Genomic DNA, 20,813 nt, shown 5'->3' with positions numbered 1-20,813 from the left:
ACGGGTTTAACGCAGTCCGCGCTTGGCTTCGTCCAGGTCGCGAATGTACTTGAACACTTTGCGCGCAGCTGCCGGTGGTTTGTTGTGGGCCGCTTCGTGCTGTGCGTGACGGATCAGGCCGCGCAGGTGCTGTCTATCGGTCTCGGGGTATTCGGCGACGAAGCTTTCAAGCGCCGCGTCACCACCCTCGATCAGTCGATCGCGCCAGCGCTCCAGGCCATGGAAACGCTCGTTGTACTGGCGAGTGGAGCTGTCGAGCTGGTCGATCAGGCCGACGATGGCATCGATGTCCTGTTCGCGCATCAGCTTGCCGATGTACTGGATGTGCCGTTTGCGGGCAATGTGGGCCTTGTGCTTTGGCGCTTCCGCCAGAGCCTTCTGCAAGGCGTCGGTCAGCGGTAGCTTGGCCAGTACGTCCGGCTTGAGGGTGGTCAGGCGCTCGCCGAGATCCTGCAGGGCATGCAGCTCGCGCTTGATCTGGGATTTACTCTTCTCTCCGGAGAAGTCGTCGTCAAAGAATTCAGACATGGGGGTGGTCCAATGGGAAACGCCGCCATGATAACCAGTCGGACGCCCGTTGTCCGGCCCGACTGGCGCCGCCTGTGGGCGGAAATCGCGGGGACGCGCTTGTGCGCCCCTCGCTTAAAAGATTTTGTGAACTGGAGTGGCTATGAGTGAAGTAGAAGTGGTCGGCCCAGAGGCCTTGCCGGAACTGCAGGCACGGGTCGAGCGTATTCTTGCCGAGGCTCGGCGCCAAGGTGCCAGCGCGTGCGAGGTGGCTGTTTCGGTGGAGCAGGGACTTTCCACGACGGTTCGCCAGGGTGAGGTGGAAACAGTCGAGTTCAATCGTGACCAGGGATTCGGCATCACCCTCTATGTCGGGCAGCGCAAGGGTTCGGCCAGCACCTCGGCCAGCGGCGAAGACGCGATTCGCGAGACAGTCGCCGCAGCCCTGGCCATTGCCAAGCATGCGTCCGAGGACGAGTGCGCCGGTTTGGCGGACGCCGCGCTGATGGCGCGTGACCTCCCGGACCTTGATCTTTACCACCCCTGGTCCATTAGTCCGGAGCAGGCAGTCGAGCAGGCACTAATCTGTGAAACGGCAGCTTTCGAGGCTGACTCGCGGATCAGCAATGCAGACGGCACGACTCTGAATACCCATCAAGGTTGTCGCGTCTACGGTAATAGTCATGGTTTTGTCGGTGGCTATGCCAGCACGCGACATAGTCTGAGCTGCGTCATGATCGCAGAGAACCAAGGTCAGATGCAGCGCGACTACTGGTACGACGTCAATCGCCTGGGCACCCTGCTCGCGGACCCTGCCAGTATTGGTCGCCGCGCTGCGGAACGCACTGTAAGCCGTTTGGGCGCCCGCCCGGTACCGACTTGCGAAGTGCCCGTGTTGTTCGCGGCCGAGTTGGCCACTGGATTGTTCGGGAGCTTTCTCTCGGCGATTTCTGGCGGAAACCTCTATCGCAAGTCGTCTTTCCTCGAGGGCGCACTCGGACAGCGCCTGTTCCCCGAGTGGTTGAGCCTGGATGAGCGTCCGCACATCCCGCGCGCCATGGCCAGTGCAGCTTTCGATAATGACGGACTGGCCACCTATGCCAAACCCTTCGTCGAAAAGGGCGAACTGGTGTCCTACATCCTGGGGACCTATTCCGGCCGGAAGCTGGGCCTGCCAAGCACCGCTAACTCAGGTGGCGTGCATAACCTCTTTGTCAGCCACGGGCAGGAAGACCAGGCATCGCTGCTGCGTCGCATGGGGCGGGGCCTGTTGGTGACCGAGCTGATGGGGCAAGGCTTGAACATGGTCACCGGCGACTACTCGCGCGGTGCTGCCGGCTATTGGGTGGAGAACGGAGAGATTCAGTTCCCAGTGCAGGAAGTCACCATCGCTGGCAACCTGAAGGACATGTTCCGCCAGATTGTGGCTGTGGGGAATGATCTGGAGTTGCGCGGGAACATTCGCACTGGCTCGGTACTGATCGAGCGAATGACGGTAGCGGGTAGCTAGCGTGTACCGCTGATTGCAGGGAGCGAAGGTTTGCCGGCTTTCGCTTCCTATTCCCCTTCGTCGAACCTGTTGTTGATCAACTCCACCAGCGCGTCCAGGGCGTCATGATCCTGCTCGCCTTCGGTGTGGAGGTGGATCGGGGTGCCCTTGCCCGCAGCCAGCATCATGACGGCCATGATGCTCTTGCCATCAACCAGGCTCTCCGGTGAACGGCCAACGCGGATTTTGCAGGGAAACCGCCCGGCAACTCCAACGAACTTGGCGGCCGCTCGGGCGTGCAGACCCAGTTTGTTGATGATGGTGATTTCACAGGCGGGCATCGCGGCGTTCATCCTTCTAGCTGAGGTCGCGGTGGCGAACCTGGACGTTCTTCAAGGTAGGCTTCAAGGCTGCGCCCAAACGTTCGGCAACATAGACCGAGCGATGATGGCCGCCCGTGCAACCAATGGCGATGGTGACATAAGCCCGGTTGCTGGCGGCAAAACGTGGCAGCCATTTGTTCAGGTACGCAAGGATGTCCTGGTACATTTCCTCGACATCCGGCTGCGCTGCGAGGTAATCGGCCACAGGCTGTTCCAGGCCAGAGTGGTCGCGTAGTTCCGGCTTCCAATAAGGGTTCGGCAAACAGCGCACGTCGAACACCAGGTCTGCATCTACCGGCATGCCGCGCTTGAAACCGAACGACTCGACCAGGAAGGCGGTGCCCGGTTCTGGCTGGTTCAGCAGGCGTAGCTTCAGGCTGTCCCGTAGCTGATAGAGGTTGAGCCGGGTAGTGTCGATACGCAGGTCTGCGAGGTCAGCAATTGGGGCGAGCAACGTTGTCTCGTCACCTATCGCTTCGGCCAGGGAGCGATTGTCGTCGGTCAATGGGTGGCGCCTGCGCGTCTCGGAGAAACGGTTGAGCAGTACCTCGTCTTCGGCGTCTAGGTAGAGAACATCGCACTGGATATAGCGCGACCGGACTTCAGCGAGCAACTCGGGGAAGCGTTTCAGCTGGCTCGGCAGGTTGCGGGCATCGATCGAGACGGCGACTTTCGGCTCGAGCAGCTCAGTGTGCAGAAACGCCCGCTCAGCAAGCTCGGGCAGGAGGCCTGCCGGCAGGTTGTCGATGCAATAAAAACCGTTGTCTTCGAGCACGTGGAGAGCCGTGCTCTTCCCCGAGCCGGAGCGGCCGCTGACGATGATCAGGCGCATTGCACAGTCCTAGCGTCCGCTCTGGACGTCCACGACTACCTTGTACAGGTCGGCGCTGTCCGTTGCATGGCGCAGGCGATCGCGAACATCGCTGCGGTCCAGCATGCTGGCGATCTGGCGTAGCAATTCAAGGTGTTCATCGGTAGCGGCTTCTGGAACCAGCAATACGAACAGCAGATCCACCGGTGCGCCGTCGATGGCATCGAAGTCTACGGGGGCGTCCAGGCGCAACACTGCGCTGATCGGCGAGTTGCAGCCGGTCAGCCGACAATGGGGGATGGCGATACCGTTACCAAAGCCCGTGGAGCCGAGCTTTTCCCGCGATACCAGGCTTTCGAAGATGTCCTGACCATCGAGTTCGGGAAGGTCGCGAGCGACCAGGTTGGCAATCTGTTCGAGGACGCGTTTCTTGCTGCCGCCCGGCACGTTCACGAGGGAACGGCCGGGGGTCAGGATTTGCTCAAGTCGGATCATAGGGTAAGGTCAGCGGGCCGTGGCGCCCTGCTGGCGGTGAAGCTGCTTTTCCTTGTGTTTGATCAGTTGGCGATCAAGTTTGTCAGTGAGCAGGTCTATGGCGGCGTACATGTCTTCGTGCTCCGCGTTGGCAACGACTTCGCCGCCGGCAACGTGAAGGGTAGCTTCAATTTGTTGCTTGAGTTTCTCCACCTGCATGATCACCTGAACATTGGTGATGCGGTCAAAGTGGCGCTCCAGTCGTTCGAACTTCTCGACAACATAGTTGCGCAGGGCGTCGGTCACATCCAGTTGATGTCCACTGATGTTGACTTGCATACCGCTTTCTCCTTATTGCCCGTGTATATGAGACAGGCTAACGGGCCTGCCACCGGAACACTTTGGCGTGGCTCAATTCTGCATCACATCAGTCGCTTCCGTTCACTGGAAGGCGCGATCCCAAGGGATTCGCGGTACTTGGCAACTGTGCGACGCGCCACTTGGATACCCTGTGCTTCCAGTAAACCAGCGATCTTGCTGTCACTCAACGGCTTTTTCGGATTTTCCGCTGCGACCAGCTTTTTGAGGATTGCGCGGATCGCTGTGGATGAGCACTCGCCGCCTTCGGAAGTGCTTACGTGGCTGGAGAAGAAGTACTTCAGCTCGTAGATTCCGCGCGGTGTGTGCATGTATTTCTGGGTGGTTACCCGGGAGATCGTCGACTCGTGCATCCCTACCGCCTCGGCGATGTCGTGCAGCACGAGTGGCTTCATTGCCTCGTCGCCGTATTCGAGGAACCCACGCTGATGCTCGACAATCTGCGTGGCGACCTTCATCAGGGTTTCGTTCCGGCTCTGCAGACTCTTGATGAACCACCTGGCTTCCTGAAGCTGGTTGCGCATGAAGGTATTGTCGGCGCTGGAGTCTGCACGGCGGACGAAACCTGCGTAATGGGGGTTGACCCGCAGGCGTGGCACGGCTTCCTGGTTCAACTCCACCAACCAGCGCTCGTTGTGCTTGCGCACGATGACGTCGGGAACGACGTATTCCGGTTCGCTGGCCTCGATCTGCGAGCCAGGGCGCGGGTTGAGCCCCTGGATCAATTCGATGATCTGGCGCAGCTCATCCTCTTTGACCTTCATGCGGCGCATCAGCTGGCTGTAGTCGCGATTGCCCAGCAGGTCCAGGTAGTCGCCCGCAAGGCGTTGCGCTTCGCTCAGCCAGGGGGTGTTCAGCGGCAGTTGGCGCAGTTGCAGCAGCAGGCATTCGCGCAGGTCGCGGGCACCGATGCCGGCGGGCTCGAACTGCTGGATGCGGTGTAGCACCACTTCGATCTCGTCGAGTTCGATCTCGAGTTCCGGGTCAAAGGCTTCGGCAATCTCCGCAAGGGACTCTTCCAGGTAGCCATCGTTGTTGATGCAGTCGATGAGCGTGACGGCAATCAGCCGGTCGGTATCCGACATCGGAGCGAGGTTCAGCTGCCACAGCAGATGGCTTTGCAGGCTTTCGCCGACAGACGTGCGGGAGGTGAAGTCCCACTCATCGTCGTCGTTGCTAGGCAGGCTGCTGGCGCTGGTTTGGTAGACGTCTTCCCAGGCAGTGTCGACTGGCAGTTCGCTCGGGATGCGTTCATGCCATTCGCCGTCTTCCAGAGCTTCGGCATTAGCCTCGACGCTGGATTCCTGGAAGCTGGATTCCTGGGTGGAGGTGTTGGTCAGTTGCTCGCCTTCAGCCATGGGGTCGGAGGTGTCGAAATCTTCGCCATCCTCCTGTCGTTCCAGCATGGGATTGGATTCCAGCGCCTCCTGGATCTCCTGCTGCAGATCGAGGGTGGACAGTTGGAGTAGGCGGATGGCCTGTTGCAGCTGCGGAGTCATCGTCAGCTGCTGGCCCATCTTTAGGACTAGCGATGGTTTCATGGCAGGGGGCTTAGCACCTTATTCGCCGGCGCTCACGCGCCATCCACTACAGGGCGCCGAAGCGCCACCAGGAAGCAAATTATATGCCTGACCTTGAAGGATTTTCCTAGCTCTCGCAACCCGTCCTTACAGATCGGTTGTCGGGCTACAGACGGAATTCATGGCCCAGGTAGACTTCCTTCACCAACTGGTTGGCCAGGATTGCTTCGGCATCACCCTCGGCAATCAGCTGGCCATCGCTGACGATATACGCAGTCTCGCAGATATCCAGAGTCTCGCGGACATTGTGATCCGTGATGAGCACGCCAATTCCCTTGGCCTTGAGATGGTGGATGATCTGCTTGATGTCACCCACTGAGATTGGGTCGACTCCCGCGAAGGGCTCGTCCAGCAAGATGAACTTCGGGGCCGTGGCCAGCGCTCGGGCGATTTCCACCCGGCGTCGCTCACCGCCGGACAGGCTCATCCCGAGGTTGTCGCGGATATGGCTGATGTGGAATTCCTGGAGCAGGCTCTCCAGTTCCTTGCGACGGGAGGCGCGATCCAGGTCCTTGCGGGTTTCCAGGATTGCCATGATGTTGTCGGCAACGCTCAGCTTGCGGAAGATCGAGGCTTCCTGCGGCAGGTAGCCGATACCGGCGCGGGCGCGGCCGTGCATGGGCTGGTGGGTAACGTCCTGATGGTCAATCAGCACTCGGCCCTGGTCGGCTTTGACCAAACCCACGATCATGTAGAAGCACGTGGTCTTGCCCGCACCGTTGGGGCCAAGCAGGCCAACGATCTGGCCGCTATCGATCGAGACGCTGACGTCTCGTACCACCTGCCGGTTCTTGTAGCTTTTGGCCAGATGCTGGGCTTTGAGGGTCGCCATTACTGTGCTTGTCCCGCGTTCTGCTCTTTCTTCTTGGGCTGGATGACCATGTCGATCCGCGGGCGCGGCGTGCTGACGTTGGTGCCGGTGGCCCGCCCTGCATTCACGATCTGACGCTGGGTGTCATAGACGATCTTCTCGCCTTCGAAGGTATTGCCTTCCTGGATCACCTTGGCCTGGTCGATCAGTACGATGCGCTCATTGCTGGCAAAGTACTGGATGGTCATGCCGTAAGCCTTGACGATCTCCTTGTCGACGGCCGGCTTCTGTTCGTAATAGGCAGGCTTGCCGACCGACGTGAAGACCTGGATGTCGCCGTTGGAGTCCTGGGTGATGGTCACCGTGTCGCCGGTGATCTTCAGGGTACCCTGGGTGATGATGACGTCGCCGCGGTAAACCGCGACGCCCTGCTTGTCGTCCAGTTCGGCGCTGTCGGCCTGGACCCGGATGGGCTGGTCGCGGTCCGTCGGCAGGGCCCAGGCAGCGGCACTTCCGAGTGCGGCACCCAGGCTGAGCAGTAGGGGGAGGGTATTAACGAACCTCATGCTGGCCTCTTACGTTGGACTGCAGGAGCATCCTGCCGTCATTCAAGTACGCTTTCATTCCTTGCGCCGTGGTGACCCCGTTAGCCGCTTCGATTTTAACGGCTTGCTGGGTCTGCGCAAATTCCTCATCCGGGAACACGGTCAGTCGGCTGGTGGTGAGAATAGTGGGGCGGCCCTTGGCGTCAGTGCGTGCGACCCTGACGCTATCGATCAGTTCGACCTGGCTACCGCCAGGGAAGACTTCGCCGCGCTCGCTCTGCACATGCCAGGGATAGACGGTGCCGCGATACAGCTGCAGATCAGGCTGGGTCAGCAATGTGACATCAGTCGCCTTGATATGTTCGAGGCGTTTGCTGGTCAGTTCGTAGTGGAGCTTGCCGTCAGCCTGGAACTGGGTGCTCTTGCCGTTTTCGACATAGAAGTCGATAGCGTTTGCATCGGTTGGGCTGGGCGTTCTGTCCATGAAGCTCTCGGGGCGGATGTTCCAGTAGCCCAAGGCGATCAGCAGCGCGGCAATGGGCGCCAGGATCAGGGTGAGGCGAAGGTTCTTGGACATGGGTGTGGCCTCAGAGGTAAGCGGCTTGGGCTGCTTCCAGGCTGTCTTGGGCGCGCATGATCAGCTCGCAGAACTCGCGGGCGGCACCGTCACCACCGCGGGCTTGGGTCACGCCGTGGGCATGCTGGCGCACGAAGCTGTCGGCGCTGGCCACGGCCATGCCGAGGCCGACGCGGCGGATCACTGGCAGGTCGGGCAGGTCATCGCCCAGATAGGCCACTTGTTCATAGTTCAGGCCCAGTTCAGCAAGCAGTTCGTCCAGGACGACCAGTTTGTCTTCGCGGCCCTGATAGAGGTGCTGGATACCCAGGTTATGGGCGCGTCGCTCGACGACCGGGGACTTGCGGCCGCTGATGATGGCGGTGCGCACGCCCGAATTGATCAGCATCTTGATGCCGTGACCATCCAGGGTATTGAAGGTCTTGAACTCGCCGCCATCTGGCAGGAAGTAAAGACGTCCGTCGGTGAGCACGCCATCGACGTCGAAAACGGCCAGGCGGATAGCCTTGGCGCGTTGCAGGAGCTGGTTGTTCATCAGATCACTCCGGCGCGGGTCAGGTCGTGGATGTGCAGGGCTCCGGTCGGTCGGTCGGAGTCATCGACCACCACCAGAACGTTGATTTTGTGGTCATCCATGATCTTCAGGGCTTCGGCGGCCAGCATCTCCGGGCGTACGGTTTTGCCGTGAACAGTCATGACCTCATCGATACTGGCCTGGCGCACGTCGATGCCTTTGTCCAGGGTTCGGCGTAGGTCGCCGTCAGTGAAAATGCCGGCGAGCGTGCCATCGCTTTCCAGAACTGCAGTCATACCCAGTCCCTTGCGGGTCATTTCCAGCAGAGCCTCGCGCAAGGGAGTGCCGCGGGCGACGCGGGGCAGGCTTTCACCTGCATGCATTATGTTCTCTACCTTGAGCAGGAGGCGACGGCCAAGTGCGCCGCCGGGATGCGAAAACGCGAAGTCCTCGGCGGTGAAGCCGCGGGCTTCCAGTAGGGCGATCGCCAGTGCATCGCCCAGCACCAGTGATGCGGTGGTGGATGAAGTCGGCGCCAGGTTGAGTGGGCAAGCTTCCTGCGCTACCCGCGCATCTAGTTTGGCAGCAGCGGCCTTGGCCAGTGGGGAGTCAGGGTTGCCGGTCATGCTGATGAGCGTGATCCCGAGACGCTTGATCAGCGGTAATAGCGTAACGATCTCGGCGGTGGAGCCCGAGTTGGAGAGGGCGAGCACCACATCGTCAGTGGTGATCATGCCCATGTCGCCATGGCTGGCCTCTGCAGGATGGACGAAGAAAGCCGGTGTGCCGGTGCTGGCAAGCGTGGCGGCGATCTTGTTTCCGACGTGACCTGACTTGCCCATGCCGACGACGACGACGCGGCCTTTGCAGGAGAGGATCAGTTCACATGCGCGGATGAAATCGGCGTCGATTCGCGGGAGGAGGGCGTCGATAGCCTCTCGTTCGAGTCGAATGGTGCGTTGTGCGGACTTGATCAGATCGCTGGACTGGGTCATGTAGGGCGTGCGGTTGCCGAAGGAAAAGGTCGGGATTATAGCGGCAAAGGCGGCTTTGCTCACGCACCAATGCCGTCGAGCTCGTCGCAAAGCCGAGCGAGACCGCACGCGGCCTTGGGAGGGCCGCTGCTGCGATGGTATAGTTCACGCCTTATTCGGCCCGTCGTGGGCGCAGTGTCCTTGCGGTGGGATGCGGCGTCTGACCGGGAGGCTGTATCGCAAGGAGTCCAGATGAGCGCCGAGAATGCCTATGCCGTTGAGCTGAAGGGCGTAACCTTCAAGCGCGGCACGCGCAGCATATTTCAAGATGTCGATATCCGCATTCCGCGCGGCAAAGTGACTGGCATCATGGGGCCGTCCGGCTGTGGCAAGACCACGCTGTTGCGCTTGATCGCCGCCCAGTTGAAACCGTCCAGCGGCGAAGTCTGGGTCAATGGTCGGAACCTGCCCACGCTATCGCGGGCAGAGCTGTTCGACATGCGCAAGCAGTTCGGCGTGCTGTTCCAGAGCGGCGCCCTGTTCACTGATCTCGATGTGTTCGAGAACGTAGCGTTCCCTTTGCGGGTCCACACGCACCTGCCCGCGGAGATGATTCGCGACATCGTGCTGATGAAGCTCCAGGCCGTTGGCCTGCGGGGCGCTTTCGAGCTGATGCCCGATGAATTGTCTGGAGGCATGAAGCGCCGGGTGGCCTTGGCGCGTGCTATCGCGCTCGACCCGCAGATCCTCATGTACGACGAGCCTTTCGTAGGCCAAGACCCGATCGCCATGGGTGTGCTGGTTCGCCTCATTCGATTGCTCAACGACGCCTTGGGCATTACCAGTATCGTGGTCTCCCATGACCTGGCCGAGACGGCCAGCATCGCTGACTACATTTACCTGGTGGGGGATGCCGAGGTGCTGGGTCAGGGTACGCCAGACGAACTTATGAATTCCGAAAACCCGCGTGTCCGGCAGTTCATGAAGGGAATCCCGGACGGTCCAGTGCCTTTCCACTTCCCGGCGCCGGATTATCGTTCCGATCTGTTGGGGGGGCGCTGATGCGCAAGAAGTCTCAACTCGAGCGCATAGGCCTGCTTGGGCGCTCTGGCCTGGATGTGGTGGAAGCACTGGGTCGCTCGACCTTGTTCCTGCTGCACGCCTTGTTTGGTCGTACTGGTGTTGGCAATGGGTTCCAGTTGCTGGTCAAGCAGCTCTTTTCCGTTGGCGTGATGTCGCTGGCAATCATCATCGTTTCGGGTGTCTTCATCGGCATGGTGCTGGCGCTGCAGGGCTACAACATCCTGGTGGACTACGGCTCGGAGCAAGCCGTTGGCCAGATGGTGGCGCTTACGTTGCTGCGTGAGCTGGGGCCGGTGGTGACTGCGCTGCTTTTCGCGGGGCGCGCCGGTTCTGCATTAACCGCCGAGATCGGCAACATGAAGTCCACGGAGCAGCTTTCCAGTCTCGAAATGATTGGCGTGGACCCGCTCAAGTACATCATCGCGCCACGTTTGTGGGCTGGGTTCATTTCGATGCCGCTGCTGGCGATGATTTTCAGCGTGGTGGGAATCTGGGGTGGGGCGATGGTGGCGGTGGACTGGTTGGGAGTCTATGAAGGCTCTTTCTGGTCCAACATGCAGAACAGTGTCGAATTCACCGAGGATGTGCTGAATGGCGTGATCAAGAGCGTCGTATTCGCCTTCGTGGTGACCTGGATCGCCGTGTTCCAGGGCTATGACTGCGAGCCGACCTCGGAAGGGATCAGCCGCGCGACGACTAAAACCGTGGTCTATGCCTCGCTGGCCGTGCTGGGGCTCGACTTCATCCTGACTGCTTTGATGTTTGGAGATTTCTGATGCAAATCCGCACCTTGGAAATTGGTGTCGGCCTTTTCATTCTGGCTGGGATGTTGGCTCTGATGTTGCTGGCTCTGCGAGTCAGTGGCCTGTCTTATGGCACCAGTGACGATACCTACAAGCTTTATGCGCATTTTGACAATATTGCCGGCTTGACTGTCAGAGCCAAGGTCACCATGGCCGGTGTAACGATTGGCAAGGTCACGGCCATCGACCTGGATCGCGACAGCTATACCGGTCGGGTCACCATGGAAGTCGAAAAGCGCGTCGACAATCTGCCGACGGACTCCACGGCGTCCATCCTGACGGCCGGGCTGCTTGGTGAGAAGTACATCGGTCTCAGCGTCGGCGGCGATGAGGAGTTGCTCAAGGATGGTGGAACCATCCGTGACACCCAGTCGGCTCTGGTGCTAGAGGATCTGATCGGTAAGTTCCTGCTGAACACGGTCAACAAAGAAAGCAAATGAGGATTACACCTATGTTGTTCAAAGCCCTGCGAAATGGCCTGCTGGTCCTGCTGGCAGCGCTCCCCTTGATCGCGACCGCTTCTGCTGGTCCGCGCGATGTGGTTCAGGAAACCACCGAGCAATTGCTGGCTGACCTCAAGGCCAACAAGGAGCAGTACCGCGGCAATCCAGACGCCTTCTACGATTCGCTCAATCGAATCCTTGGGCCAGTGGTGGATGCCGACGGCATCTCGCGCAGCATCATGACGGTGAAATACTCGCGAAATGCCACTCCTGAGCAGATGGCGCGTTTCCAGGAAAACTTCAAGCGCAGCTTGATCCAGTTCTATGGCAATGCCTTGCTGGAGTACGACAACCAGAATATCCGCGTCCTCAATGTCCGGGAGGATGATGCCGGGCGCGCAAGCGTTGGTATGGAAGTTACCGGGCGTAGCGGTGCCATCTACCCAGTTTCCTACACCATGGTGAGCGTCCAGGGGCAGTGGATGGTGCGCAACGTCATCATCAATGGCATCAACATTGGCAAGCTGTTCCGCGACCAGTTCGCCGATAGCATGCAGAAGAATGGCAACAATCTGGACAAGACCATCGATGGCTGGGCCAACGTTGTCGCCAAAGCCAAGGAAACCGAAGAAGCCCAGCGAGCAGTGGGCAAAAGTAATGAGTGAGGCCCGGATCGATCAGGCCGCGCCAGGCGAGCTTCGCCTGGTGGGCGTCCTCGACTTCAATACCGGTCCGCAGTTGCGTGAGGCGGGCGGAAAGTTGATCGGCGCAACCACCGGTGATCGCGTACTGGTGGACCTCTCGGGTGTGGAGAAGAGCAGCAGCGTTGGGTTGGCTTTGCTGCTGGCATTCATGCGCGATGCGAAGGCTGCCGGCAAGACGCTTGCCTTTCGCGGTCTGCCCGACGACATGCGGCAGATCGCTGAAGTTTCGAATTTGACCGAGCTTCTGCCGTTGGAGGCCTGAACAAGGCTTGCAGCCCTCCGTCTGACCCCGTTTGTACGGGGTTCGCAGGTGGGGGGCTTTTTTGTATCATGGCCGACCCGCGCGCGTTGGGCGCCGATTGAGGTTGAGCATGCAGGCCGTAGAAGTGAAAAGCCTCCTGGAGGCAAAACTGCCAGGTACCCAGGTGGAAGTTGAAGGTGAAGGCTGCAACTTCCAATTGAACCTGATCAGTGACGAATTGGCTGGCCTGAGTCCAGTCAAGCGCCAACAGCAGGTTTACGCACACCTGAACGCCTGGATCGCCGATGGCAGCATCCATGCCGTGACCATGAAATTCTTCAGCCGGGCCGCCTGGGCCGAGCGCTCCTGAGCTCCGCTGCCGAGAGAACTATGGACAAACTGATTATTACTGGCGGTCAACGCCTCGACGGCGAAATCCGCATTTCCGGCGCCAAGAACTCCGCGCTGCCGATCCTGGCCGCTACTTTGCTCGCCGATACCCCGGTGACCGTAGCCAACCTGCCGCACCTGCACGACATCACGACCATGATCGAGCTGTTCGGTCGTATGGGCGTGCAGCCGGTGATCGATGAGAAGCTCAGTGTCGAAGTCGACGCAAGCAGCATCAAGACCCTGGTGGCACCATACGAGCTGGTGAAGACCATGCGTGCCTCCATTCTGGTACTTGGCCCGATGGTGGCCCGCTTCGGCGAGGCTGAAGTTGCGCTGCCCGGCGGCTGTGCCATCGGTTCGCGTCCGGTGGATCTGCACATCCGTGGCCTGGAAGCCATGGGCGCCAAGATCGACGTAGAAGGCGGCTACATCAAGGCCAAGGCTCCGGCCGGCGGCCTGCGCGGCGCCAACTTCGTCTTCGACACCGTCAGTGTGACCGGTACCGAGAACATCATGATGGCCGCGGCACTGGCCAACGGCCGTTCCGTTCTGCAGAACGCAGCCCGTGAGCCGGAAGTGGTCGATCTGGCCAACTGCCTGAATGCCATGGGAGCCCAGATCCAGGGGGCGGGTACCGACACCATCACCATCGATGGTGTGAAACGCCTCGGCGGCGCTCGCTATAACGTCATGCCTGACCGTATCGAAACCGGCACTTACCTGGTGGCAGCTGCTGCTACCGGTGGTCGCGTAAAGCTCAAGGATACCGATCCGACCATTCTTGAAGCGGTCCTGCTCAAGCTGGAAGAGGCCGGCGCGCACATCAACACCGGCAACAACTGGATCGAGCTGGACATGAAGGGTAACCGTCCGAAGGCGGTCAACATCCGAACTGCCCCGTATCCGGCGTTCCCGACCGACATGCAGGCCCAGTTCATTTCCCTCAACGCTGTCGCCGAGGGCACCGGCGCTGTGATCGAGACTGTCTTCGAGAACCGCTTCATGCACGTTTATGAAATGAACCGCATGGGTGCGCAGATCCTCGTCGAGGGCAACACCGCAATCGTTACCGGTGTGCCGCGCCTCAAGGGCGCCCCGGTCATGGCCACCGACCTGCGGGCTTCCGCCAGCCTGGTGATCGCTGGTCTGGTTGCCGAGGGCGATACCCTCATCGACCGCATCTACCACATCGATCGTGGTTATGAATGCATCGAGGAAAAACTGCAGTTGCTCGGCGCCAAGATCCGTCGCGTGCCGGGTTAAGGTGGCCGCAGGCCTGGCCTAGGCTTACCGGGTCAGGCCAGCCATGTCGCCTGTGCATCAGGCCCGAATCGGGTCGTAGCCAAGGATATCCAGTTCCATGCTCACCATCGCGTTGTCCAAGGGCCGTATTCTCGACGACACCCTGCCGTTGCTGGCCGAAGCCGGCATCGTGCCGACCGAGAATCCGGACAAGAGCCGCAAGCTGATCATCCCCACCACCCAGGAGGATGTCCGGCTGTTGATCGTTCGTGCCACCGATGTTCCCACCTACGTCGAACATGGTGCGGCCGACCTTGGCGTTGCCGGCAAGGACGTGCTGATGGAATACGGCGGTCAGGGGCTTTATGAGCCGCTGGACCTGCAAATCGCCCAATGCAAGCTGATGACAGCAGGTGCTATCGGAGCTTCCGAGCCGAAGGGGCGTCTGCGCGTGGCCACCAAGTTCGTCAACATCGCCAAGCGCTACTACGCCGAGCAAGGGCGCCAGGTTGATGTGATCAAGCTTTATGGCTCCATGGAGTTGGCGCCATTGGTCGGTCTGGCCGACAAGATCATCGACGTCGTCGATACCGGCAACACCCTGCGTGCTAACGGTCTGGAGCCGCAGGAGCTGATCGCCACCATCAGTTCGCGACTGATCGTCAACAAGGCTTCGATGAAGATGCAGCACGCGCGCATCCAGGCCCTGATCGATGTCCTGCGCGGCGCAGTCGAGTCTCGACACCCCAGCTGACACAATAAAGTGCGGCCCTGCGCCGCACGCGCCTATCCGTGTCATAGCCAATATTCTCGGGTGCCCGCACGGTGGGCTTGCTACTCTAGCGGCGCCCGAGTATTTGCCATTCATGAGGCCCGCTATGACCGCTCCTATCGCTATTCGCCGACTCAATGCCGCTGATCCGGACTTCGCTCGACACCTGGATCATCTGCTGAGCTGGGAAAGCGTATCCGATGAAGCCGTCAACCAGCGTGTGCTCGAGATCATCCAGGCCGTCCGCGAGCATGGCGACGCCGCCGTGGTCGAGTTCACCCAGCGTTTCGATGGTGTCGAAGCGACTTCGATGGCCGACCTGATCCTCCCCCGCGAGCGCCTGGAGCTTGCCCTGACGCGCATCACCGCTGAGCGGCGCAAGGCGCTGGAAACTGCTGCTGCACGGGTGCGCAGCTACCACGAGAAGCAGAAGCAGGACTCCTGGACTTACACGGAAGCCGACGGCACCGTGCTGGGCCAGCAGGTCACGCCGCTGGACCGCGCTGGCCTTTATGTGCCGGGCGGGAAAGCTTCCTATCCGTCCTCCGTGCTGATGAACGCGATCCCGGCCAAGGTTGCTGGTGTTGCTGAAGTGGTAATGGTGGTGCCGACGCCGCGTGGGGAGATCAACGAGATCGTCCTGGCCGCTGCCTGTGTAGCGGGCGTCGATCGCGTCTTCACCATCGGTGGCGCTCAGGCCGTGGCTGCGCTGGCCTATGGCACCGAGAGCGTACCGCAGGTGGACAAGGTCGTCGGGCCAGGCAACATCTATGTCGCCACCGCCAAGCGCCATGTGTTCGGCCAGGTGGGCATCGACATGATTGCCGGCCCGTCGGAGATCCTCGTGGTCTGCGACGGCCAGACCGATCCGGACTGGATCGCCATGGACCTATTTTCCCAGGCCGAGCACGACGAAGATGCTCAAGCGATCCTGGTCAGCTCGGACGCAGCTTTCCTTGATCGGGTTGCCGCCAGCATCGACAAGCTCCTGCCGACCATGGAGCGTGAGGCGATCATTCGCACTTCGCTGCGGAATCGAGGCGCGTTGATCCAGGTGGCTGACCAGGCCCAGGCGTGCCATGTGGCCAACCGCATCGCCCCCGAGCACCTGGAATTGTCGGTAGCCGATCCGCAAGCCTGGCTGCCGCAGATTCGCCATGCCGGTGCCATCTTCATGGGCCGCTACACTGCCGAGGCGCTGGGCGATTACTGTGCTGGGCCCAACCACGTGCTGCCGACGTCCGGCACTGCGCGCTTCTCCTCGCCGTTGGGCGTGTATGACTTCCAGAAGCGCTCGTCGATCATTTTCTGCTCGGCCGATGGTGCGTCCGAGCTGGGCAAGACTGCTTCGGTACTGGCGCGTGGCGAGTCGCTGACCGCTCACGCGCGCAGTGCCGAATACCGGATCAAGGGGGAGTGAACATGAGCAAGTTCTGGAGTCCTTTCGTCAAGGACCTGGTGCCCTACGTACCTGGCGAACAACCCAAGATCGCCAACCTGGTCAAGCTGAACACCAACGAGAACCCCTACGGACCTTCGCCCAGGGCGATTGCCGCCATGCAGGCGGAAGTGGGCGAGAGCCTCCGCCTCTATCCAGACCCGAACAGCGACCGCCTCAAGCACGCCGTGGCCGACTATTACGGCGTGCAGCCGAGCCAGGTGTTCGTCGGTAACGGTTCCGACGAGGTGTTGGCCCATGCTTTTCACGGCCTGTTCCAGCACGGTCGGCCGCTGTTGTTCCCCGACGTGACCTACAGCTTCTATCCGGTCTACTGCGGTCTGTACGGCATCCCCTTCGAGGCGATGCCGCTGGACGAGCAGTTCCAGATCCGCGTCGAGGATTATGAGCGTCCCAACGGCGGGATTATCTTCCCCAACCCGAACGCCCCAACCGGTTGCCTGCTGCCGCTCGAGGCCATCGAGAAGCTGCTGCAAGCCAACCCCGACTCGGTGGTGGTGGTGGATGAGGCCTACATCGACTTCGGCGGCGTGAGCGCAATCTGCCTGGTGGACCGTTATCCGAACCTGCTGGTGACTCAGACGTTGTCCAAGTCGCGCTCCCTTGCGGGCCTGCGAGTAGGTCTGGCAGTGGGGCACGCGGACCTGATCGAGGCCTTGGAGCGCATCAAGAACAGCTTCAACTCCTATCCGCTGGATCGGATGGCCATCGTCGGCGCCGCAACTGCGTTCGAGGACAAGGCCTACTTCGACGCCACCTGCCGCAAGGTCATCGACAGCCGTGAGCACCTGATTGCAGAGCTGGGCAAATTGGGCTTCGAGGTGCTGCCATCGGCTGCCAACTTCATCTTCGCCCGACACCCGCAGAAAGATGCCGCCGGTATCGCTGCCGGATTGCGGGAGCAGGGCGTGATCGTCCGCCACTTCAAGCAGGAGCGTATTGCCCAGTTCTTGCGCATCACCATCGGAACGCCCGAGCAGAACCAGGCGCTGCTGGATGCTTTGGCCACGCGATAAGCGTGATAGGGGTAAGAGAAGCCGAGTGCGGGTTACTGCCTCGGCTTTTTCTTTGCCTGTGTCCCATTACTCGTGGTGCGGAGCCCCAAGGACGGTCAGAGCGCTGAACAGGTTTTGCTCGCGCACGTTCTCGCCTTTTGGCGTGTCCAGGATGACGACTTGAGTGGCGATGATATTGAGTCTCGCATTGCGCGCCATGATCCTGGTGCGTGATTGCTCGTCAGCCTTGGCACTGTCCGTGTCAGCTTCGCAGCGATAGCCTCCGATCAACTCGATGTCGGCCGCAGGCTTGCCGTTCAGTAACGCCCTGACCGGTAGTGGTTCGCCCGGACCCACATCGAGCGGGTCGACTTCCGGCAGGAGCACTAGCCGCAGCATGCTGAACTCCGGCAGCCTGGCTGGTAGGTGGCCAGGCTGTACTTCCAGGTGTGAATCGAGGTTACGGCATCCGGCACCTGGGACTGGCCCTTGTTGATGCACTGCTTGTCGGCGAACTGTGGCCAGGGCTCGTTTCAGAATGTCAGTTGCCGCCGTTACTGCTCGGCGGGGGTCTCACGCCGACTTCGGCTGCGAGTTCAAGCTCCTTGCCATTTCTCATGACCAGGATGTTGACTTGCTCGCCGGGCCTGGTCCGTGCGACCTGGTTCATCGAGCGGCGTCCATCTCCGGCAGGTTCACCGTCGATGCTCAGGATGATATCGCCTGGCTGCAGGTTGGCCCGCTGTGCAGGGCTGTCGCGGTAGATGCCAGCCACCACGATGCCGGGACGGCCTTCCAGTCCGAACGACTCCGCGAGTTCGGGCGTCAGCGGTTGTACTTCGATGCCCAGCCAGCCACGAATGACCTGGCCGTGCTCGACGATGGCTTTCATCACCTCCAGTGCCAGCTTGGTCGGAATTGCGAAGCCGATGCCCTGGGAGCCGCCGGACTTGGAGAAGATGGCGGTATTGATCCCAATCAGGTCACCGTTGGCATCGACCAGAGCACCGCCGGAGTTGCCTGGGTTGATAGCGGCATCGGTCTGGATGAAGTCTTCGTAGGTGTTCAGGCCAAGCTGGTTGCGTCCGGTGGCGCTGATGATGCCCATGGTCACCGTCTGGCCAACGCCAAAGGGGTTGCCAATGGCCAGGGCGACATCGCCGATGCGGATGTCATCGGAGCGGCCAAGGGTGATCGAGGGCAGGTCCTTGAGGTCAATCTTGAGTACGGCCAGATCGGTTTCTGGGTCGCTGCCGACGAGGTGAGCCAAAGTTTCGCGCCCGTCCTTGAGTGCAACCACGATCTGGTCGGCTCCCGCGGTGACATGGTTGTTGGTCAGCAGGTAGCCTTCCGGGCTCATGATCACAGCTGAGCCGAGGCTGCTCTCCATGCGTCGTTGGCGTGGCAGGTTATCGCCGAAGAAACGGCGGAACTGTGGGTCCTCGAACAAGGGGTGAGCCGGCTTGCTCACCATCTTGGTCGTGTAGAGGTTTGCCACGGCGGGAGAGGCGCTTTTCACCGCGTCCGCATAGGAGGCAGGGCCCTGTCGGCTGAATCTGAAGCTGGGGGCTTCCTGTACGTGCACTTCCTGGGCGGGCAGGCCGACCCATTGCGGGTACTTCTGGATAATCAGCAGTGCCGCCAGCACGCCGACAAGCAGGGGCCAGCCAAGAAAACGCAGGGCCTTGAGCATCGGGGAAGAGTCCTGAGGGTTGCGAGGGGCAGAGGTGCCCCTTAAGGTGGCGCCATTATACGGAGGCGCCTGCCAAAAAGCAGACGCCAGTAATAGCTTGTGAGGAATGTGCATGGCCATCGCCCTGAACACCCTGGTGGAGGAAGCCGAGCGCTATCTCAACGCTTCGCGTATCCAGGATTACTGCCCCAATGGACTCCAGGTCGAGGGGCGACCGCAGGTCACTCGCATCGTTTCCGGCGTCACGGCCAGTCAGGCCCTGCTGGATGCCGCAGTCGAGGCGGAGGCTGATGTGGTGCTGGTGCACCATGGCTATTTCTGGAAGGGTGAGGACCCGCGGGTGGTGGGGATGAAACAGCGTCGCTTGAAGACGCTGCTCAGCCATGACATCAGCCTGCTGGCCTACCATCTGCCGCTGGACGTGCATCCCGAGGTGGGTAACAACGTGCAGTTGGCGCGCCAATTGGACATCGTCGTCGAAGGGCCGCTGGAGCCAGAAAACCCACGCACGGTCGGTCTTGTCGGCTCGCTTGTCGAGCCGATGACGGCAAACGACTTTGCCCGCAAGGTGCGGATTGTCTTGGGCAGGGAGCCGCTCCTGGTGGAAGGGCCGCAGATGGTCCGTCGGGTCGGTTGGTGCACGGGCGGTGGCCAGAGCTACATCGATCAGGCGATTGCCGCGGGCGTCGACCTGTACCTGACTGGCGAGGCGTCGGAGCAGACGTTCCACAGCGCACGGGAGAATGGCATCAGCTTCATCGCCGCGGGCCATCATGCTACCGAGCGCTACGGCATTCAGGCGTTGGGCGATTACCTGGCCCGACGTTTCGCCCTTGAGCACCTCTTCATCGACTGTCCGAATCCTGTGTAGCGGCTGCCGGCCGGCTTCTATCCGGCCGGCATATCACTAGATCGTTTCGTTCTAAATCGGCCCCTCAATAGAAGGAGGGGCTGTGCTAGAGTGCCGCTTCGTCCACGGCCCGCCGGCCGTCGTATCAGAAAGACTTCGTGAGTAGCCATGCTCGATAAACTGACGCACCTGAAACAGCTGGAGGCGGAGAGCATCCACATCATCCGTGAAGTGGCCGCCGAATTCGACAACCCGGTGATGCTCTATTCCATCGGTAAAGACTCCGCCGTCATGCTGCACCTGGCACGCAAGGCGTTCTTTCCAGGCAAGCTGCCGTTCCCGGTCATGCATGTCGACACCCGGTGGAAGTTCCAGGAGATGTACCGTTTTCGCGACAAGATGGTCAGCGAAATGGGTCTTGACCTGATTACCCACGTTAATCCGGAAGGCGTCGCCCAGGGCATCAACCCTTTCACCCATGGCAGTGCGAAGCATACTGACGTCATGAAGACCGAGGGCCTGAAGCAGGCGCTCGACAAGTACGGCTTCGATGCAGCCTTTGGTGGTGCTCGTCGTGACGAAGAGAAATCCCGTGCCAAGGAGCGTGTCTACTCTTTCCGTGACAGCAAGCACCGCTGGGACCCGAAGAACCAGCGTCCGGAGCTGTGGAACGTCTACAACGGCAAGGTGAAGAAGGGTGAGTCGATCCGCGTCTTCCCCCTGTCCAACTGGACCGAGCTGGACATCTGGCAATACATCTACTTGGAAAGCATCCCGATCGTGCCGCTCTACTTCGCAGCCGAGCGGGAAGTGATCGAGATGAATGGCGCGTTGATCATGATCGATGACGAGCGCATTCTCGAGCACCTCAGCGACGAGCAGAAGGCCGGCATTCAGAAGAAGATGGTGCGTTTCCGTACCCTGGGCTGCTACCCGCTGACCGGCGCGGTGGAGTCCAGCGCTACCACGCTCCCGGAAATCATCCAGGAAATGCTCCTGACCCGCACATCCGAACGCCAGGGCCGTGTCATCGACCACGACCAGGCCGGTTCGATGGAAGAGAAGAAACGTCAGGGCTATTTCTAAGGATTC

At 60.6% G+C, this 20,813-nt stretch carries 26 protein-coding genes; 13 read left to right on the top strand and 13 right to left on the bottom strand.

What is annotated here, in order from left to right; genetic code table 11:
* Positions 1–6 precede the first annotated feature (6 nt).
* On the bottom strand, positions 7–528 hold the full coding sequence (gene yjgA, locus OXH74_RS03615; RefSeq protein WP_215372890.1) for a ribosome biogenesis factor YjgA: 522 nt from the start codon (positions 526–528) through the stop codon (positions 7–9).
* Between the two features lie 142 nt (positions 529–670).
* Between yjgA and pmbA the strand changes: the two genes are divergently transcribed.
* Positions 671–2,017, top strand: coding sequence for a metalloprotease PmbA (pmbA, locus tag OXH74_RS03610; RefSeq protein WP_375740107.1), 1,347 nt, complete (start codon positions 671–673; stop codon positions 2,015–2,017).
* Positions 2,018–2,064: 47 nt separating this feature from the next.
* Here pmbA and OXH74_RS03605 read toward each other — a convergent pair whose 3' ends face one another.
* The 10 genes from OXH74_RS03605 to OXH74_RS03560 all read right to left on the bottom strand — a co-directional run bounded on the left by OXH74_RS03605 (position 2,065) and on the right by OXH74_RS03560 (position 9,064).
* A complete protein-coding gene (locus tag OXH74_RS03605) occupies positions 2,065–2,337 on the bottom strand; it encodes an HPr family phosphocarrier protein (protein WP_375740106.1) in 273 nt (90 codons plus the stop codon).
* A gap of 16 nt (positions 2,338–2,353) precedes the next feature.
* A complete protein-coding gene (gene rapZ, locus OXH74_RS03600; protein ID WP_215372887.1) occupies positions 2,354–3,211 on the bottom strand; it encodes an RNase adapter RapZ in 858 nt (285 codons plus the stop codon).
* A gap of 9 nt (positions 3,212–3,220) precedes the next feature.
* Positions 3,221–3,685 (bottom strand): PTS IIA-like nitrogen regulatory protein PtsN, encoded by a 465-nt coding sequence (gene ptsN, locus OXH74_RS03595; protein WP_215372886.1) that lies wholly within the window; start codon positions 3,683–3,685, stop codon positions 3,221–3,223.
* A 9-nt stretch (positions 3,686–3,694) separates the two neighbouring features.
* Positions 3,695–4,003, bottom strand: coding sequence for a ribosome hibernation-promoting factor, HPF/YfiA family (gene hpf, locus OXH74_RS03590; protein ID WP_215372885.1), 309 nt, complete (start codon positions 4,001–4,003; stop codon positions 3,695–3,697).
* Between the two features lie 83 nt (positions 4,004–4,086).
* Positions 4,087–5,583, bottom strand: coding sequence for an RNA polymerase factor sigma-54 (locus tag OXH74_RS03585; RefSeq protein ID WP_375740105.1), 1,497 nt, complete (start codon positions 5,581–5,583; stop codon positions 4,087–4,089).
* A 145-nt stretch (positions 5,584–5,728) separates the two neighbouring features.
* Entirely contained in the window at positions 5,729–6,454 is a 726-nt protein-coding gene (gene lptB, locus OXH74_RS03580; protein WP_215372883.1) for an LPS export ABC transporter ATP-binding protein, read from the bottom strand.
* Positions 6,454–6,999 carry a lipopolysaccharide transport periplasmic protein LptA gene (lptA, locus tag OXH74_RS03575; RefSeq protein WP_215372882.1) on the bottom strand — a complete coding sequence of 182 codons (546 nt, stop codon included), beginning with the start codon at positions 6,997–6,999 and terminating at the stop codon, positions 6,454–6,456. The genes lptB and lptA overlap by 1 nt, the downstream gene beginning before the upstream one ends.
* The gene (gene lptC / locus OXH74_RS03570) at positions 6,986–7,555 is read right to left on the bottom strand and encodes an LPS export ABC transporter periplasmic protein LptC (protein ID WP_375740104.1); all 570 of its coding nucleotides are present in this window, start codon (positions 7,553–7,555) and stop codon (positions 6,986–6,988) included. The genes lptA and lptC overlap by 14 nt, the downstream gene beginning before the upstream one ends.
* A gap of 10 nt (positions 7,556–7,565) precedes the next feature.
* Positions 7,566–8,090 carry a KdsC family phosphatase gene (locus tag OXH74_RS03565; protein ID WP_375740103.1) on the bottom strand — a complete coding sequence of 175 codons (525 nt, stop codon included), beginning with the start codon at positions 8,088–8,090 and terminating at the stop codon, positions 7,566–7,568.
* Positions 8,090–9,064, bottom strand: a complete 975-nt coding sequence (locus OXH74_RS03560; RefSeq protein ID WP_215373021.1) for a KpsF/GutQ family sugar-phosphate isomerase — start codon at positions 9,062–9,064, stop codon at positions 8,090–8,092. The genes OXH74_RS03565 and OXH74_RS03560 overlap by 1 nt, the downstream gene beginning before the upstream one ends.
* Positions 9,065–9,295: 231 nt before the next feature.
* On the opposite strand from OXH74_RS03560, the gene OXH74_RS03555 reads away from it, so the two are divergent.
* From OXH74_RS03555 to hisC, 10 genes are all read left to right on the top strand, one after another.
* The gene (locus OXH74_RS03555; protein ID WP_375740102.1) at positions 9,296–10,105 is read left to right on the top strand and encodes an ATP-binding cassette domain-containing protein; all 810 of its coding nucleotides are present in this window, start codon (positions 9,296–9,298) and stop codon (positions 10,103–10,105) included.
* Positions 10,105–10,902: a lipid asymmetry maintenance ABC transporter permease subunit MlaE gene (gene mlaE / locus OXH74_RS03550; RefSeq protein WP_375740101.1), complete on the top strand. Its 798-nt coding sequence runs from the start codon at positions 10,105–10,107 to the stop codon at positions 10,900–10,902. Before OXH74_RS03555 ends, mlaE begins: the two co-directional genes overlap by 1 nt.
* Positions 10,902–11,369, top strand: a complete 468-nt coding sequence (mlaD, locus tag OXH74_RS03545) for an outer membrane lipid asymmetry maintenance protein MlaD (RefSeq protein WP_375740100.1) — start codon at positions 10,902–10,904, stop codon at positions 11,367–11,369. The genes mlaE and mlaD overlap by 1 nt, the downstream gene beginning before the upstream one ends.
* Before the next feature lie 11 nt (positions 11,370–11,380).
* Positions 11,381–12,037, top strand: a complete 657-nt coding sequence (locus OXH74_RS03540) for a phospholipid-binding protein MlaC (protein ID WP_375740099.1) — start codon at positions 11,381–11,383, stop codon at positions 12,035–12,037.
* Positions 12,030–12,338, top strand: coding sequence for a lipid asymmetry maintenance protein MlaB (locus OXH74_RS03535; protein WP_375740098.1), 309 nt, complete (start codon positions 12,030–12,032; stop codon positions 12,336–12,338). Before OXH74_RS03540 ends, OXH74_RS03535 begins: the two co-directional genes overlap by 8 nt.
* Positions 12,339–12,447: 109 nt before the next feature.
* A complete protein-coding gene (locus tag OXH74_RS03530) occupies positions 12,448–12,687 on the top strand; it encodes a BolA family protein (RefSeq protein WP_215372875.1) in 240 nt (79 codons plus the stop codon).
* A 20-nt stretch (positions 12,688–12,707) separates the two neighbouring features.
* A complete protein-coding gene (murA, locus tag OXH74_RS03525) occupies positions 12,708–13,973 on the top strand; it encodes a UDP-N-acetylglucosamine 1-carboxyvinyltransferase (protein WP_215372874.1) in 1,266 nt (421 codons plus the stop codon).
* 97 nt (positions 13,974–14,070) lie between these two features.
* Positions 14,071–14,706, top strand: coding sequence for an ATP phosphoribosyltransferase (hisG, locus tag OXH74_RS03520; RefSeq protein WP_215372873.1), 636 nt, complete (start codon positions 14,071–14,073; stop codon positions 14,704–14,706).
* Positions 14,707–14,830: 124 nt separating this feature from the next.
* A complete protein-coding gene (hisD, locus tag OXH74_RS03515; protein WP_375740097.1) occupies positions 14,831–16,144 on the top strand; it encodes a histidinol dehydrogenase in 1,314 nt (437 codons plus the stop codon).
* Positions 16,145–16,146: 2 nt separating this feature from the next.
* Positions 16,147–17,199 (top strand): histidinol-phosphate transaminase, encoded by a 1,053-nt coding sequence (hisC, locus tag OXH74_RS03510; RefSeq protein WP_375740096.1) that lies wholly within the window; start codon positions 16,147–16,149, stop codon positions 17,197–17,199.
* Positions 17,200–17,265: 66 nt separating this feature from the next.
* On the opposite strand, the gene OXH74_RS03505 is transcribed toward hisC, so the two are convergent.
* Entirely contained in the window at positions 17,266–17,577 is a 312-nt protein-coding gene (locus OXH74_RS03505; RefSeq protein ID WP_375740095.1) for a hypothetical protein, read from the bottom strand.
* A gap of 142 nt (positions 17,578–17,719) precedes the next feature.
* Complete coding sequence (gene algW / locus OXH74_RS03500; protein ID WP_375740094.1) at positions 17,720–18,871, bottom strand: Do family serine endopeptidase AlgW; 1,152 nt, start codon at positions 18,869–18,871, stop codon at positions 17,720–17,722.
* Positions 18,872–18,983: 112 nt separating this feature from the next.
* On the opposite strand from algW, the gene OXH74_RS03495 reads away from it, so the two are divergent.
* Together OXH74_RS03495 and cysD are read left to right on the top strand one after the other, a co-directional pair.
* Complete coding sequence (locus OXH74_RS03495; protein ID WP_375740093.1) at positions 18,984–19,742, top strand: Nif3-like dinuclear metal center hexameric protein; 759 nt, start codon at positions 18,984–18,986, stop codon at positions 19,740–19,742.
* 147 nt (positions 19,743–19,889) lie between these two features.
* Positions 19,890–20,807 carry a sulfate adenylyltransferase subunit CysD gene (gene cysD / locus OXH74_RS03490; RefSeq protein WP_375740092.1) on the top strand — a complete coding sequence of 306 codons (918 nt, stop codon included), beginning with the start codon at positions 19,890–19,892 and terminating at the stop codon, positions 20,805–20,807.
* Positions 20,808–20,813 lie beyond the last annotated feature (6 nt).

The sequence above is a fragment of the Metapseudomonas boanensis genome, from assembly GCF_042232855.1.
Taxonomy (GTDB): domain Bacteria; phylum Pseudomonadota; class Gammaproteobacteria; order Pseudomonadales; family Pseudomonadaceae; genus Metapseudomonas; species Metapseudomonas boanensis.
The sequence above is the reverse complement of the archived record's forward strand: the minus strand, read 5'-3'. Positions and strand labels throughout refer to the sequence as shown.